The organism is Plantibacter cousiniae (nom. nud.) (genome assembly GCF_977070315.1).
In genome coordinates this window covers 228,730-243,575 of record NZ_CDRVEU010000003.1, presented here as the reverse complement: position 1 = coordinate 243,575, position 14,846 = coordinate 228,730, and the positions used below count along the sequence as shown (strand labels likewise).

At 58.5% G+C, this 14,846-nt stretch carries 14 protein-coding genes; 4 read left to right on the top strand and 10 right to left on the bottom strand.

Annotated elements, in window-relative coordinates:
* Positions 1-330: 330 nt before the first annotated feature.
* The 4 genes from glpD to ACW55A_RS07870 form a co-directional block, all read right to left on the bottom strand.
* Positions 331-1,869: a glycerol-3-phosphate dehydrogenase gene (gene glpD / locus ACW55A_RS07885; protein WP_003431248.1), complete on the bottom strand. Its 1,539-nt coding sequence runs from the start codon at positions 1,867-1,869 to the stop codon at positions 331-333.
* Positions 1,870-2,389: 520 nt separating this feature from the next.
* Positions 2,390-3,145 (bottom strand): DeoR/GlpR family transcriptional regulator, encoded by a 756-nt coding sequence (locus ACW55A_RS07880; RefSeq protein WP_003363617.1) that lies wholly within the window; start codon positions 3,143-3,145, stop codon positions 2,390-2,392.
* A gap of 99 nt (positions 3,146-3,244) precedes the next feature.
* Positions 3,245-4,750, bottom strand: coding sequence for a glycerol kinase GlpK (glpK, locus tag ACW55A_RS07875; protein ID WP_003363615.1), 1,506 nt, complete (start codon positions 4,748-4,750; stop codon positions 3,245-3,247).
* Between the two features lie 61 nt (positions 4,751-4,811).
* Complete coding sequence (locus ACW55A_RS07870) at positions 4,812-5,669, bottom strand: MIP/aquaporin family protein (RefSeq protein WP_003363613.1); 858 nt, start codon at positions 5,667-5,669, stop codon at positions 4,812-4,814.
* A 253-nt stretch (positions 5,670-5,922) separates the two neighbouring features.
* Between ACW55A_RS07870 and ybaK the strand changes: the two genes are divergently transcribed.
* A complete protein-coding gene (gene ybaK, locus ACW55A_RS07865) occupies positions 5,923-6,492 on the top strand; it encodes a Cys-tRNA(Pro) deacylase (RefSeq protein ID WP_499140263.1) in 570 nt (189 codons plus the stop codon).
* Positions 6,493-6,500: 8 nt separating this feature from the next.
* Here the strand turns inward: ybaK and ACW55A_RS07860 are convergent, their stop codons facing one another.
* Both ACW55A_RS07860 and argF read right to left on the bottom strand, forming a co-directional pair.
* The gene (locus ACW55A_RS07860) at positions 6,501-7,574 is read right to left on the bottom strand and encodes an ABC transporter ATP-binding protein (RefSeq protein ID WP_455808720.1); all 1,074 of its coding nucleotides are present in this window, start codon (positions 7,572-7,574) and stop codon (positions 6,501-6,503) included.
* Entirely contained in the window at positions 7,571-8,491 is a 921-nt protein-coding gene (argF, locus tag ACW55A_RS07855; protein WP_003363607.1) for an ornithine carbamoyltransferase, read from the bottom strand. Before argF ends, ACW55A_RS07860 begins: the two co-directional genes overlap by 4 nt.
* Positions 8,492-8,944: 453 nt before the next feature.
* On the opposite strand from argF, the gene plzR reads away from it, so the two are divergent.
* From plzR to grxD, 3 genes are all read left to right on the top strand, one after another.
* Positions 8,945-9,238 carry a PlzR type 4 pili assembly inhibitor gene (gene plzR / locus ACW55A_RS07850; protein ID WP_032609138.1) on the top strand — a complete coding sequence of 98 codons (294 nt, stop codon included), beginning with the start codon at positions 8,945-8,947 and terminating at the stop codon, positions 9,236-9,238.
* Positions 9,239-9,370: 132 nt separating this feature from the next.
* Positions 9,371-11,479, top strand: a complete 2,109-nt coding sequence (locus ACW55A_RS07845) for a molybdopterin oxidoreductase family protein (protein WP_455808721.1) — start codon at positions 9,371-9,373, stop codon at positions 11,477-11,479.
* Positions 11,480-11,567: 88 nt separating this feature from the next.
* Entirely contained in the window at positions 11,568-11,894 is a 327-nt protein-coding gene (grxD, locus tag ACW55A_RS07840) for a Grx4 family monothiol glutaredoxin (protein ID WP_002554852.1), read from the top strand.
* Between the two features lie 126 nt (positions 11,895-12,020).
* Here grxD and bfr read toward each other — a convergent pair whose 3' ends face one another.
* The 4 genes from bfr to pyrC form a co-directional block, all read right to left on the bottom strand.
* Complete coding sequence (gene bfr, locus ACW55A_RS07835; protein WP_002554851.1) at positions 12,021-12,491, bottom strand: bacterioferritin; 471 nt, start codon at positions 12,489-12,491, stop codon at positions 12,021-12,023.
* Between the two features lie 200 nt (positions 12,492-12,691).
* Positions 12,692-12,910, bottom strand: a complete 219-nt coding sequence (locus tag ACW55A_RS07830) for a bacterioferritin-associated ferredoxin (RefSeq protein WP_003350768.1) — start codon at positions 12,908-12,910, stop codon at positions 12,692-12,694.
* 208 nt (positions 12,911-13,118) lie between these two features.
* Positions 13,119-13,796 (bottom strand): ribonuclease T, encoded by a 678-nt coding sequence (rnt, locus tag ACW55A_RS07825; protein WP_003363600.1) that lies wholly within the window; start codon positions 13,794-13,796, stop codon positions 13,119-13,121.
* Positions 13,793-14,836, bottom strand: a complete 1,044-nt coding sequence (gene pyrC, locus ACW55A_RS07820; RefSeq protein ID WP_003363598.1) for a dihydroorotase — start codon at positions 14,834-14,836, stop codon at positions 13,793-13,795. Before pyrC ends, rnt begins: the two co-directional genes overlap by 4 nt.
* Between the last annotated feature and the right edge of the window lie 10 nt (positions 14,837-14,846).

Below are 14,846 nucleotides of genomic sequence, written 5' to 3'. Positions count from 1 at the left end.
TCATTTTTTATTGATGGGGCCGCAATCAGAGTCGGCCCGCTTGTTGGCGAATGCTTCAACGGCGTCCACATCCAGACACACGCTCTTGTCGAAACGCTCGGTTCAGAATGTAGAGCATGAGTCGTGCCAGACCGTTTTTGGAATTCAACACGCTGAATTTAAAAGGGTTTTTTTAGATCGGCTCTGATGCTACGGACAAATGCGTCCGGGAAGCCGAATAAAGCGGGGGGCGATTGTTCGGAAAACCGAATGGAAAGGGGGGCGGGAGGAGGGCAGTAAGGAGGGAAACCTGTTCACCGCACGATGGGTGAACAGGTTGCAAGCGGATTATCAGGCGGCTTCGAAAGAGGCTTTGTTGCGCACGACGGTTTCCAGGTAGCTGCTCACGGCGGCCTGTTCCTCAGGCGTCGTGAACAGGCCCAGCTTGGTGCGGCGCCACAGGATGTCTTCGATGCTGGTGGCCCATTCCTGATCGCACAGGTAATCGACCTCGCGGGTATACAGGCCTGCACCCAAATGCTGACCAAGGTCTTCCAGACTTTGCGCGCCCTCCAGCAAGCGCCAGCTGCGGCTGCCGTAAGTGATCGACCAGCGCTTGGCGATAGGCGCGGGCAGCCAGCTGAAGCGGCGGGTCATTTCTGTCGCCAGCGCTTCGGCGGTGGTCATGTCTTCGCCGCCAGGCAGGGCAGCGTTGGCCGTCCAGCTCGGTTTCATCTGTTTGAAGAACGGTGCCAACTGCGCCATCGCCGATTCGGCCAGTTTGCGGTAGGTGGTCAGCTTGCCGCCGAACACCGACAGAATTGGTGCCTCGTCCGCGCCGCCTGACAACGAAAGCGTGTAATCACGGGTAATGGCAGAAGGATTATCGGACTCGTCGTTGCACAGCGGGCGCACGCCAGAGAATGTGTGGAGCACGTCTGCGCGACTCAACTGTTTCTTGAAGTGGTCGTTGGCCACTTTCAGCACGTAATCCATCTCGCCTTCGGTGATGTCCACCTTGTTCGGATCGCCCTGATACTCACGGTCAGTGGTGCCGACGATGGTGAAGTGCTCCAGGTACGGAATCGTGAACACGATGCGCTTGTCTTCGTTCTGCAGAATAAACGCGTGCTCACCCTCGTAGAGTTTCGGCACGATCAGGTGGCTGCCTTGAATCAGGCGGATGCCGTAAGCCGAATCGAGCTTGAGGTCTTCACGGATGAACTTGGCTACCCACGGACCTGCCGCATTGACCAACGCCTTGGCGTGGATCGAGAACAGGCTGCCGTCGCTGCGCTCAAGATGCAGATGCCACATGCCCTTGATACGGCGGGCGCTGACACAGCGGGTCTGAGTATGAATGTGCGCACCGTTTTCACGAGCGGACATGGCGTTGAGCACTACCAGGCGCGCGTCGTCGACCCAGCAGTCGGAATATTCGAAACCGCGGGTGATGCTCGAGTTGAGCGGGCTGTCCGCACCGAAATGAATGGTCCGCGATGCGGGAAGTTTTTCGCGCTTGCCAAGGTTGTCATAAAGGAACATCCCGGCACGAATCATCCAGGCCGGACGCAGGTGTGGGCGGTGAGGCAGAACGAAGCGCATTGGCTTGACGATGTGCGGCGCTTTGGCAAGCAGCACTTCACGTTCTGCCAGTGCTTCACGCACCAGGCGGAATTCGTAGTGCTCCAGATAGCGCAGGCCACCATGAATCAGCTTGCTGCTGGCCGAAGACGTATGGCTGGCCAGGTCGTCCTTTTCGCAGAGAAAAACCGAGAGGCCGCGACCGGAGGCATCCGCTGCGATACCGACACCGTTGATGCCACCGCCAATAACGGCAATGTCGTAGACCTCTGAGAGGGGCGGGGTTGGCACGTTGGTGTGGGGCATTGGTGGCCTCCTGGACAATTCGTGAGCAGTGCTCGAAAGGCGAATCTGAACATTAATGTTCATTTTCGAAAATCATAGCTCAATAAAATGACCCTTGCCAGCACGTATCGATTGAAAATACTGATGATGGTGTCAGGAAAAGAACAAATATGAACATTGTAGGGCGGGAATTGTTACCGGGAGGATCGGTGCACTGCCTGCACTGAATTGCTCTGGATCAACGGTCTGCGCTGCATCGCTTGAACCGGGGAGGACGCAGAGCGTCCGGAACGGCATACCTACGCAGAGCATGGGTACGATAGTGTTCTTCAAGACACCTATCGTTCCTCACGCTCCGGCATGGGACTGCCTTGGGTGACGCTCTGCGTCACAGATGCGTGCTGCGCCATATGTACACAAGTCTTGTGGAAGCGAGCTTGCTCGCGAAGAGGCCGGTACAGACTCCAGAAAATAGGGCGCTCGACGCACCGTCTTCATGAGCAATGCGGACCGCCGCGCGAGCACCGCTCGCGCCTGACAATCACACCACTTCCAGACGAATCTTGTGCTGATTCAGCAACTGCTGCAGTGCGGGCACGGGTGGCTGGTCGGTGACCAGGCAATCGATGAGGGTGATCGGCCCCAGGCGGACCATGGCGTTGCGTCCGAACTTGCTGGAGTCAGCCGCCAGCAGCACTTTGCGTGCGTTGGCGATGATCGCCTGGGACACCCGTACTTCCTGATAATCGAAATCCAGCAGGCTGCCGTCTTCGTCGATGCCGCTGATGCCCACCAGGGCAAAGTCCACTTTGAACTGGGTGATGAAGTCGATGCTGCCCTGGCCCACCACGCCACCGTCACGTCGCACATTGCCGCCTGCTATCAACACCTCGAAATCATCCTTGGTGCTGAGGATGGACGCCACATGCAGGTTATTGGTGATGATCTTCAGGTTGTTGTGGTTGAGCAACGCACGGGCGATGGATTCGGTGGTGGTACCGATATTGATGAACAACGAGGCGTTGTCCGGGATCTGCGCGGCGATGGCCTCGGCGATCCGTTGTTTTTCGTCGCGCATCTGGTCCGCACGCATGGCGTAGGCAGTATTTTCGATGCTGGAGTCATAGGCCGCGCCGCCGTGGTAGCGGCGCAACAGGTTCATTTCCGCCAATTGATTGATATCACGGCGAATGGTTTGTGGGGTCACGACGAACAGCGTCGCCATCTCCTCGATGCTGACATAACCACGGTCACGGACCAGTTCGAGGATCTGTTGTTGGCGGGGAGGCAGGTTCATTGTTTTTCCTTGGACGCCCTCTACAAATGGTGCCCATCATGCCGCAGGAAAGTGCAACCTGTCAGCCGGAATCCTGCTCCCCTCCTTACAACGGCGCTGTCACTCTTCGTTTTCGTGCGGTTCCCAGTCACGAGTACGCGCGACTGCTTTCTGCCAGCCTGCGTAAAGTTTTTCGCGATGCGCCTCTTCACACGATGGCTCGAACACACGCTCGATCACCGCCTTGTTACGCAACTCGTCCAGGCTGCTCCAGAAGCCAATCGCCAGACCGGCCAGGAAGGCTGCACCCAGTGCCGTGGTTTCACGCATTTGCGGACGCTCGACGTGGGTGCCGAGGATGTCTGCCTGGAACTGCATCAGGAAGTTGTTGGCCACGGCACCGCCGTCCACGCGCAGCGACTTGAGGCGTTCGCCGGAGTCCTGTTGCATGGCATCGAGCACGTCGCGGGTTTGATAGGCGATGGATTCCAGCGCTGCACGGATGATGTGATCGACTTTCACACCGCGGGTCAGGCCGAACAATGCGCCTCGTGCGTACGGGTCCCAGTAAGGTGCGCCCAGACCCGTGAACGCCGGCACCAGATACACGCCGTTGCTGTCCTTGACCTTGCCAGCGAAGTATTCGGTGTCCAGCGCGTCGTTGATGAGCTTGAGTTCGTCGCGCAGCCACTGCACGGTCGAGCCACCGTTGAAGACCGCGCCTTCCAGTGCATAGGCCACTTCACCACGCGGGCCGCAGCCGATGGTGGTCAGCATGCCGTGCGCCGACTTCACGGCTTTCTTGCCGGTGTTCATCAGCAGGAAGCAGCCGGTGCCGTAGGTGTTCTTGGCCTGGCCGGGTTCGACACACATCTGGCCGAACAACGCCGCCTGTTGGTCGCCTGCGATACCGGCAATCGGGATGCCGCTTTTGCTGTGACCGTAGACCTCGGAGGAGGCTTTGACCTCTGGCAGTATCTCGCGCGGGATGTCCAGCACGTCGAGCATGCGCTGATCCCATTCCAGCGTATGGATATTGAACAGCATGGTCCGCGAGGCGTTGGTGTAGTCGGTGACGTGAACCTTGCCGCCGGTGAATTTCCAGATCAGCCAGGTATCGATGGTGCCGAACATCAGCTCGCCTTTGCGGGCGCGCTCGCGGCTGCCTTCGACGTTGTCCAGAATCCACTTGACCTTGGAGCCGGAGAAGTACGGGTCAATCACCAGACCTGTGGTGTCCTTGATGTACTCCTCAAGACCGTCGCGCTTGAGCTGCTGGCAGATCTCGGTGCTGCGGCGGCACTGCCAGACGATTGCGTTGTAGATCGGGCGGCCGGTGTCGCGCTCCCAGATGACCGTGGTTTCACGCTGGTTGGTGATACCGATGGCGGCGATCTGGTTGTGGTGCAGATCGGCCTGCGCCAGCGCCTTGGTCATGCAGGCCGTCTGGGTGGCGAAGATTTCCATCGGGTCGTGTTCGACCCAGCCTGCCTGCGGATAATGCTGGACGAATTCGCTTTGGGCAGTGCTCACCACGTTGGCGTCGCGGTCGAAGATGATGGCGCGCGAGCTGGTGGTGCCCTGGTCAAGAGCAATGATGTAGTTCTTGTTCTGTGTGTCAGTCATGTCGATTGCCTTGCATTTATTGGGTGGGATTCAGTTGAGTGAGATTCAAATTGAGGGGTGCTCAAGATGAAGCCTGAACTTTGCCGCGAACCACAGGAGCCTCTTTTTCATTTTCAACAGGAGCGGCGCTGGGCAGATGACGCGCAATCAGCGCGCGGTAGCCAGCAGCACCAAGGCAGGCACCCAGAATGGGCGCAAAAATCGGAACCAGGAAGTAAGGAATGTCACGACCGCCGGTGAAGGCCATTTCACCCCAGCCAGCGAAGAACGTCATCAGCTTCGGACCGAAGTCGCGCGCCGGGTTCATGGCAAAACCGGTCAGTGGGCCCATCGAGCTGCCTATCACGGCTACCAGCAGGCCGATCAGCAAGGGCGCCAGCGGGCCGCGCGGCAAACCATTGCTGTCATCGCCCAGAGCCATGATCACACCCATCAGAATGGTGGTGATGACCACTTCGACCAGAAAGGCCTGACCGACCGAAATGGCCGGGTTTGGGTATGTCGAGAATACCGACGCCAGTTCAAGACTCTGCTCGCTGCCGCGAATGATGTGGTGAGCATGTTCGAAGTCGAAAAAAAGGCTGATGTACATCAGGTACACCAGACCCGCTCCGCAGAACGCGCCTGCGATTTGCGCCGAGATATAAAAGGGCAATTTACGTTTTTCAAAACCGGCGAACAGACTCAGCGCGATGCTGACGGCCGGGTTGAGGTGGGCACCTGAAATGCCGGCGCTGAGGTAGATCCCCATGCTGACAGCCATGCCCCAGATGATGCAGATTTCCCAAAGACCGAAAGTGGCTCCCGCGACCTTGAGCGCTGCAACGCATCCTGTGCCGAAAAAAATCATCAGGGCGGTGCCAAGAAATTCAGCCACACATTGCCCGGTGAGCGTCGGTTGTTTTAGTGCGATGGACATGGATACCTCATTTTTGTTTTTGTCTCGGCACCCTGAGACAGGCGTGGGTGCTCGTTATTCGTGCGTCTCAGAAAAAACCCCATTTCTGATCGCCGGTGCGAGTTATACCGAAAAACCGCTTTCGATAATATTCGTAAACGAAAAAATATAGACAAGAAACAACGCTGTCAAAGGTCGGAACCGAACGGTCAGTAAATCGCCAGGACCCCGCGAGGACCCGGCAAGACCGCTTTACACCGGGGAATTCAGGCTGTTGCCAAAAGGCCATCAGTGTCGCAGGTGGCGTGAATCAAGGCATGTTCACTTTACTTCGCTTAAAGTGATGGGCATTCGGAACCTTTTGGAGCGCTGCATGACACCCGCACTGGATTTGCTGAAAAAACATCGCGCCGAACATCGCATTCACAGTTATGAACAGGATCCGAAAGCGCCTTCATATGGGCTGGAGGCGGCGGAAAAGCTGGGTCTGGAGCCTGCACAGGTGTTCAAAACGCTGCTCGCCAGTACCGAAAAAGGCGAATTGCTGGTCGCCGTCGTGCCGGTCGTCGGAACACTTGATCTAAAGGCTTTGGCGCAGGCTGCCGGGGCAAAAAAAAACGAAATGGCTGACCCTGCAGCGGCGCAACGCTCGACGGGTTACCTGTTGGGTGGCATCAGCCCCTTGGGCCAGAAGAAGCGTCTGCGCACCTTTATCGACGAAACTGCGCAGCGCTTTGACAGCATTTACGTCAGTGCCGGGAGGAGGGGACTTGAGGTCGAGCTTTCACCAGCGGTACTGGCTGAATATACCCAGGCCAGATTTGCCCCGATCGGCAGGGAATGATCTGCGTCTCAGTGGTTGAGCGTATGCACAGCCACGCTGCCGGGTGCCGGGAACAGCACCAGATGGTCTGCTGCCACACGAATGCCGACTTCCTCACCCTGGCGGTGATCGGCGTGGCTGGGGAAAATGGCTTCCAGCTGACTGCCGGTCGACAGTTGCAGGCGATACAGCGTCGAGGCGCCTTGAAAGGTTCGACCGATGACCCGTGCTTTCAGGTCACTGTGCGGCGCGTAGACGATGTCGTCAGGGCGTAGCAAGACATCCACAGCGGCACCGCTTACGCCCGGGTATGCCCGGTTGCCGCGCAGAATGCCGAGTTCGGTATGCACCGATTCCGGATTCATCATCTGCCCGCGAATGAAATAGCCCTGGCCGATGAAGCTGGCAACGAACGGCGTGCGCGGTTCGTGGTAGAGATTGTAAGGTGTGTCCCACTGCTCCAGGCGCCCCTCCTTGAATACGCCTACGTGATCGCTCACGGCAAAAGCCTCTTCCTGGTCATGAGTCACCAGAATCGCGCTGGTGCCCCGCGCCTTGAGGATATCGCGCACCTCATGGCTCAGGCGCCGGCGCAACTCGCCGTCCAGGTTGGAGAAGGGTTCATCGAGCAGCAGGAGTTGCGGCTCGGGCGCCAGTGCTCTGGCCAGCGCCACTCGCTGTTGCTGGCCACCGGACAGCTCGTGTGGATAGCGCTTGCCCAGCGCGCCGAGGTTGACCAGTTCAAGCAACTCGGCGATCACTTTATCCAGGCGCGGGTGGTTGCGAATGCCGAATGCGATGTTTTCGGCGACACTCAAGTGCGGGAACAGCGCGTAATCCTGAAACACCATGCCGATACGGCGTTTCTCCGGCGGCAGGGTCCAGCCCGGACGGGAGATCACTTCGCCCGCCAGAGTGATCTCACCCGCATGGATCGGTTCGAAGCCGGCAATGGCGCGCAGTGTCGTGGTCTTGCCGCAGCCCGACGAGCCGAGCAGGCAGCCTATGTCACCCGCGTTGAGGTGCAGGTTCAGATCCTGCACCACGCGCTGGTTCTGATAGCCGCAAGCGAGGTTGCGCAGGTTCAGCAGCAACGGGTTCATGCGGGTTTGCAGGCCGGCGCGACGAGAAACTCCAGCAGCGCTTTCTGCGCGTGCAAGCGATTTTCCGCCTGATCCCAGGCGACCGAGCGTGAATCATCCAGCAGGTCGACACTGATTTCTTCGCCGCGATGGGCAGGCAGGCAGTGCATGAACAGCACATCCTTGTCAGCCAGGTCGAGCAGGGCACGCGTGACCTGAAACGGCGCGAACAGCTTTTTGCGCCGCGCGGTTTCCTCTTCCTGGCCCATGGAGGTCCACACATCGGTGCTGACCAGATGTGCGCCGGCAACTGCGGCTTTCGGATCGCGGACCACGGTGACGCGCTCGCCAGCCAGTGCCAGGAATTCGGCGTTTGGCTCGTAGCCGGCAGGGCAGGCCACACGCAACTGGAAGTCGAATTGAATCGCCGCTTCTATATAGCTGTTGCACATGTTGTTGCCATCGCCGATCCAGGCAACGGTCTTGCCCTGGATCGAGCCGCGATGCTCCAGGAAGGTCTGCATGTCGGCGAGCAACTGGCACGGGTGCAGGTCATCGGACAGGCCGTTGATGACCGGCACACGGGAATTGGCGGCGAATTCGGTCAGATTGCTGTGCGCATAAGTACGGATCATGACCGCATCGAGCATGCGCGACATCACTTTCGCGCTGTCGGCAATCGGCTCGCCGCGGCCCAATTGGGTGTCTCGATGGGACAAAAAGATGGCCTGGCCACCGAGCTGAATCATCCCTGCTTCAAAAGAAAGACGGGTACGTGTCGATGATTTCTCGAAAATCATCCCCAATACCCGGTTCTTCAGCGGTTCAAAAAGTACACCGCGATTTCGCAGGTCTTTAAGCTCTACGCCACGACGGATCAAGCCCGAGAGTTCATCCGGGGTGTAATCCATCATCGAGAGAAAGTGCCTGGCGTTCATGATTAACTACCTTTTCTGCAACAGACCGCAGGTTATCAAAGCCGGTTTTTATCGATAAAACGGGCGAGACCTGCGGCGGAAGCCGCACGGGGCGACGAATAAGAAAGGCGCGATGGTATAAAAAAATGTCGCGTCTTACCAATAGCATGCGTTTTTCTGAAACATGGACACTACTGGCGTCCCGGATAGAAGGGACGCCGTTATTCTGTATTGACGGGGCAAAAACTGGCTACGCTGAGAAGGTTGGCAGCCATCTGCACTTTTTCAGAAGGCAGCATTTGTACACTGCTCAAATAGCGCTTGGCAATTAGTACCAATCCTGTAGCAGTCCATGTTTGCGCGGGCGTTGCCTAATGGGATGCGCTTCACGGGCTTGAAACAAGGACCGTTTCTTTAATCCCTGACGTGGGTTATAAATCGTTGCCGATACATTACTGATCGAGGGGTGGGGGAATGGACTCAAAAGAGCATCAATTAACGGAGTTGCTCGGGCTCACCGCCCGCACGCTTACCCATCTGACAGCCTCGATGACCTCAATGTCTTTCGAACTGCTGCGCAGCGAGGACGAAGTCACGCGTACGGCGGGGCGGCGCATGATTGATCGCATGGCCACTATCAGCTCCGGTCTGGACGAGCACTGGCGCCTGATCGGCGATCTGACCGGCGTCCACCTGGCGCAGGAACAGATCGAAACCGTGGCCGAAATGCAGCAACAGCGCAAGGTCGTCACGCCTATCGGCGGTTGATTCGGCCACCTCATCCGCGCGCCTGATGCCCCTCGATTCACGGGCCGAACATCAGTGGCGCGGGGCATGGCAAGGCAGCATAGTGAGTGTTCGGCAATCAACCGGATTGCCATGACAAGATCTGAGGCTGTGATGACCCGGACTGAACACTACCGAGCCTGCCACCTGTGCGAGGCCATTTGCGGTCTTGTGATCGAGACCGTCGTGGAGGCGGATTCTGCGCCGCGCATTGCCTCGATCAAGGGCGACCCGCTGGACACGTTCAGCCGCGGTCATATCTGCCCCAAGGCGGTTGCGCTGCAGGACATCCAGAACGACCCTGATCGCTTGCGACAGCCGATGCTGCGCAGCGGTGATCAGTGGCAGCCGATTGCCTGGCAGCAGGCGTTCGATCTGGTGGCGGAGCGGCTCTACGCCATTCAGCAGCGCCATGGGCAGAACGCGGTAGCGGTCTATCAGGGCAACCCCAGCGTGCATAACTACGGGTTGATGACCCACAGCAATTACTTTCTCGGTCTGCTCAAGACCCGCAATCGTTTTTCGGCGACGTCGGTTGATCAGTTGCCGCACCACCTCACCAGTTTCCTGATGTACGGCCACGGCATGCTGTTGCCGATTCCGGATATCGATCACACCGACTTCATGCTGATTCTCGGCGGTAATCCGTTGGCGTCCAATGGCAGCATCATGACGGTACCGGATGTCGAAAAACGTCTGAAAGCAGTCCAGCAGCGCGGCGGCAAACTGGTGGTCATCGACCCGCGCCGCAGTGAGACGGCTGCCATCGCTGACCAGCATCTGTTCGTACGTCCGGGCGGTGATGCGGCGTTGCTGTTCGGGCTGCTCAATACGCTGTTCGAGGAGGGGCTGACCCGCGAGAGCCATTTGCCCGTCGACGGCCTGGAGCAGGTTCGCCACGCCATTGCCGGCTTCACTGCTGAGGCCATGAGCCCGCGCTGCGGTATTGCTGCCGAGCAGATCCGGCAACTGGCGCGGGATTTCGCGGCCGCTGACAAGGCGGTGTGTTATGGGCGAATGGGCGTGTCGACTCAGACCTTCGGTACGCTGTGCCATTGGCTGGCACAACTGGTCAATCTGGTGACTGGCAACCTGGACCGAGTGGGTGGCGCGCTGTGCACAGAGCCCGCCGTCGACCTCGTCAGCTCGACATCCGGTGGTCATTTCAATCTGTGGCAAAGCAGGGTGTCCGGCCTGCCGGAGTATGGCGGCGAGTTGCCGGTTTCGGCGCTGGCCGAGGAAATGCTCGTGGAAGGGGAAGGGCAGGTTCGCGCGCTGGTGACCGTTGCGGGTAACCCGGTTCTGTCGACGCCCAACGGCCGTCAGCTGGAGCAGGCGCTCGAAGGGCTTGAGTTCATGCTCAGCATCGATCTTTACATCAACGAGACCACTCGCCATGCCGACTTGATTCTACCGTCCACCTCGACGCTGGAGAATGATCACTACGACACCACCTTCAACGCCCTGGCCGTGCGTAACGTCACGCGCTTCAATCGGGCCATTTTCGACAAGCCCGAAGGTGCGCTACACGACTGGGAAATCTTCGTCGGGCTGGCCAGCGCTTTTGCTGCCAAGGCCGAGCGAGCGCTGAAACCCACGTTGCCGCCTGCGCAGATGATCGATCGCGGGCTGCGTGCAGGTCTCTATGGCGATGCATCACCCCATAAGCTGTCACTGGAAACCCTGGACAGTCATCCGCACGGTCTTGATCTGGGGGCGTTGAAGGCCAATCTTGCAGAGCGCTTGAAGACCGCCAATGGGCGCATTCAGGCCGCGCCTGAGGTGATCATGGCCGACTTGGCGCGCTTTGCTGCCGAGCCTGCTCCCCAGACCGGCGAGTTGCTGCTGATTGGCCGCCGGCATGTGCGCAGTAACAATTCCTGGATGCACAACTACCATCGGCTGGTGAAGGGCAAACCCCGGCATCAGCTGTTGATGCATCCTGACGATCTCGCGTGCCGTGGTCTGAGCGACGGCCAGCAGGTTCGCGTCAGCTCCCGGGTCGGGATGATCGAGGTTCAGGTGCTGGGCAGTCTGGACATGATGCCCGGGGTGGTCAGCCTGCCGCACGGATGGGGGCATTCACGTGCGGGAGTAAAGATGGCGATCGCACAGAGCCTGCCTGGCGTCAGTGCCAATGACCTGACCGACGAACGGCAACTCGACGCGCTGTCCGGCAACGCGGCGTTGAACGGCGTACCTGTGCAGGTCGTGGCGTGTTAAGCCTCAAGACAGAGCGTCATGCTCGGGATTTCGTTACAATGCGCCACCGTGCCGACAACTGAGTCGGATATTTCAGCCGAGGTGCTCCATGGATATCATCGAAACGATCAAAGAGCAGATTGCCAACAACACCATTCTGCTTTATATGAAAGGCGCTCCGAACGCTCCGCAATGCGGCTTTTCGGCCAAGGCTTCCCAGGCATTGATGGCGTGTGGCGAAAAGTTTGCCTATGTCGACATTCTGCAAAACCCTGAAATCCGCGCCAACCTGCCAAAGTACGCCAACTGGCCGACTTTCCCGCAACTGTGGGTTGCCGGTGAGCTGGTCGGTGGTAGCGACATCATCACCGAGATGATGGCTGACGGTTCGTTGCAGACGTTGGTCAAGGAAGCATCCGCCGCCAAGGCCGAGTAAAGCCTCGCGCAGAGCGTCGCACGATAGTCGCGATTATCGCTTCGTACGCTCCAGCCTGGTCTTACGCACAAGAAAAAGCCCGCTCTCGATTGAGGCGGGCTTTTTCATTGCGGCGCTATGGGGGAATCAGTCACCCATCTGCGACTGCAGGTAGTTCTCGATACCGACTTTTACGATCAGACCCAGCTGGGTCTCCAGCCAGTCGATTTGCTCTTCCTTGGGCTCAAGGATGTCTTCCAGCAGCTCACGGCTGCCGAAGTCACCGACGGTCTCGAAGTGAGCGATCGCGGCTTTCAAATCGGCCAGACCTTTTTGCTCGATCTTCAGGTCGCACTCCAGCATTTCCTTGGTGTGCTCACCGATGAGGATCTTGCCCAGGTCCTGCAGGTTTGGCAGCCCTTCCAGAAACAATGTGCGCTTGATCAGCTTGTCAGCGTACTTCATCGCATGGATGGACTCTTTATATTCGTGGCCACCCAGCTTTTTCAGACCCCAGTCTTCGTACATGCGCGCATGCAGGAAATACTGATTGATAGCGACCAGCTCGTTCCCGAGGATCTTGTTGAGATGCTGGATGACGGTAATGTCGCCTTTCATGTTCGAGGTCCTGCCGGTGGCTTGTGTATATAAGTGCCGAGTGTGAGCTGAGCTTAAACGCCTGTCAAACCTAAGTTGTTGAATAATAAGTGAAATTAAATAGGAATAAGAATGTTTGAGTTCCGCATCTTGACGCTAAGCGCTTGAATTACAGGCATAAAAAAACCGGACGCGGTGTCCGGTTCTTTAAAAGAGGGGATTCAGGCAGCTGAAAATTTTGCCGGATAGGCCAGCAAGGCATGGCTGGTTTGCAGCTCGGTCAGCGTATCACGCACCACTTCCTTTGCCAGGCAGGCGCATTTTCCACATTTACTCGCAACGCCCAGTGTTTCACGGACTTCACGATAACTGCAGCAGCCTTCCAGAATTGCATCCCGGATTTGACCGTCGGTGACACCTTGGCAGAGGCAAACATACATAAGCTATGGACCGTCGCTGGTTTATTGCTTGGTGCCGAGGAGCTTAATGTTAATGAGAATGCTTGTCAAAACTGTTTTGGGTTGTATTCAGGTCGAGCGATGAGCGGTTGTTTTCGCAGGAATCGCATTACCGGTCGGCCTCGGGATGGTCGAGTTCCGGACATGAAAAAACCGGCACAAGGCCGGTCCATTCACAGACGTGACGACCTCAGTCGTCGAAATCTTCCCAGCCGCCCATTTCTTTCCAGCGATTGACGATGCCGCAGAACAGCTCGGCCGTCTTCTCGGTGTCGTAACGGGCCGAGTGCGCCTCGCGTCCGTCGAAGTCGATGCCGGCAGCCTGACAGGCCTTTGCCAGCACAGTCTGACCATAGGCCAGGCCGGCGAGGGTAGCGGTGTCGAAGCTGGAGAACGGGTGAAACGGGTTGCGCTTCATGTCCATCCGCGCGACGGCGGCATTGACGAAGCCGAGGTCGAAGCTGGCATTGTGGCCTACCAGCACCGCACGTTTACAGCCATTGGCCTTGAGGGCCTTGCGCACGCCGCGGAAGATGTCGTTCATCGCGGTTTCTTCGCTGACGGCCATGCGCAGCGGGTGATCGAGCTTGATGCCGGTGAATTCCAGCGCCGCCGCTTCGATGTTGGCACCCTCGAACGGTTCTACGCGGAAGAAATAGGTGTGTTCCGGGAACACGAAGCCTTTTTCATCCATGCCGATCGTCACCGCAGCGATTTCCAGCAAGGCATCGGTGGCTGAATTGAAACCGCCGGTTTCTACGTCGACGACCACGGGCAGGTAGCCGCGAAAGCGCGCCGCCATCGGGTGACGGGAACCGCCGCCACCGCCGTGGCCTTCGTGTTCGTCGTCAAAATGATCTTCACTCACGCGTGTTCCTCCAGACGCCAGCGCAGCTTTTCACCAGCCCGCAGCGGGATAACAGTCAACTCGCCAAACGGCAGGCTGGCAGGGGCGGTCCACTCGTCACGCACCAGCGTGATGGTGTCCTGATTGGCGGGCAAGCCGTAGAACGCCGGACCGTGGAGGCTGGCGAAGCCTTCCAGCTTGTCCAGAGCGTTACGCTGCTCGAAAGCTTCGGCATACAGCTCGATGGCTGCGTAGGCGGTGTAGCACCCGGCGCAACCGCAGGCGTTTTCCTTGGCATGCTGGGCATGCGGCGCCGAGTCGGTGCCCAGGAAGAACTTGCCGCTGCCGCTGGTGGCCGCGTCGAGCAGGGCCGTCTGATGCGTATTGCGCTTGAGGATCGGCAGGCAATAGAAGTGCGGACGAATCCCGCCGACCAGCATGTGGTTGCGGTTGTACAGCAGGTGATGCGCGGTGATGGTCGCCGCGACATTGGCTGAAGCCTCATTGACGAACTGCACCGCTTCACCGGTGGTGATGTGTTCGAACACCACTTTGAGGGTCGGGAAGCGCTCGACTACACGACGCAGGTGCTCATCGATGAAGACCTTCTCGCGATCGAACACGTCGATTTCGCCACGCGTCACTTCCCCGTGCACCAGCAGCAGCATGCCGACTTCGGCCATGGCTTCGAGAGCAGGAAAGATCTTGTCGATGCTGGTGACACCGGAATCGGAGTTGGTGGTCGCGCCAGCCGGATACAGCTTGGCCGCATACACGAAACCACTGGCCTTGGCGGTGCGGATGTCGTCGGGCGTGGTCTGGTCGGTGAGGTACAGCACCATCAACGGCTCGAAGCGGCTGCTGGCCGGGCGTGCAGCCAGAATGCGCTGGCGATAGGCATCGGCTTGCTGCGCATTGCGCACCGGAGGCACGAGGTTGGGCATGATGATTGCGCGGCCAAAAGTTCGCGCTACGTCAGCAACGGTATGAGGCAAGACAGCTCCGTCACGGAGGTGAATATGCCAGTCGTCGGGACGCAGGAGGGTCAGGCGGTCAGACATTGGGGATTCC

Bases quoted from the DNA above. Each gene is read 5' to 3' on its own strand.
- glpD (WP_003431248.1), bottom strand. From the start codon at position 1,869: ATGCCCCACACCAACGTGCCAACCCCGCCCCTCTCAGAGGTCTACGAC.
- ACW55A_RS07880 (WP_003363617.1), bottom strand. From the start codon at position 3,145: ATGAACCTGCCTCCCCGCCAACAACAGATCCTCGAACTGGTCCGTGAC.
- glpK (WP_003363615.1), bottom strand. From the start codon at position 4,750: ATGACTGACACACAGAACAAGAACTACATCATTGCTCTTGACCAGGGC.
- ACW55A_RS07870 (WP_003363613.1), bottom strand. From the start codon at position 5,669: ATGTCCATCGCACTAAAACAACCGACGCTCACCGGGCAATGTGTGGCT.
- ACW55A_RS07860 (WP_455808720.1), bottom strand. From the start codon at position 7,574: ATGAACCCGTTGCTGCTGAACCTGCGCAACCTCGCTTGCGGCTATCAG.
- argF (WP_003363607.1), bottom strand. From the start codon at position 8,491: ATGAACGCCAGGCACTTTCTCTCGATGATGGATTACACCCCGGATGAA.
- plzR (WP_032609138.1), top strand. From the start codon at position 8,945: ATGGACTCAAAAGAGCATCAATTAACGGAGTTGCTCGGGCTCACCGCC.
- ACW55A_RS07845 (WP_455808721.1), top strand. From the start codon at position 9,371: ATGACCCGGACTGAACACTACCGAGCCTGCCACCTGTGCGAGGCCATT.
- grxD (WP_002554852.1), top strand. From the start codon at position 11,568: ATGGATATCATCGAAACGATCAAAGAGCAGATTGCCAACAACACCATT.
- bfr (WP_002554851.1), bottom strand. From the start codon at position 12,491: ATGAAAGGCGACATTACCGTCATCCAGCATCTCAACAAGATCCTCGGG.
- ACW55A_RS07830 (WP_003350768.1), bottom strand. From the start codon at position 12,910: ATGTATGTTTGCCTCTGCCAAGGTGTCACCGACGGTCAAATCCGGGAT.
- pyrC (WP_003363598.1), bottom strand. From the start codon at position 14,836: ATGTCTGACCGCCTGACCCTCCTGCGTCCCGACGACTGGCATATTCAC.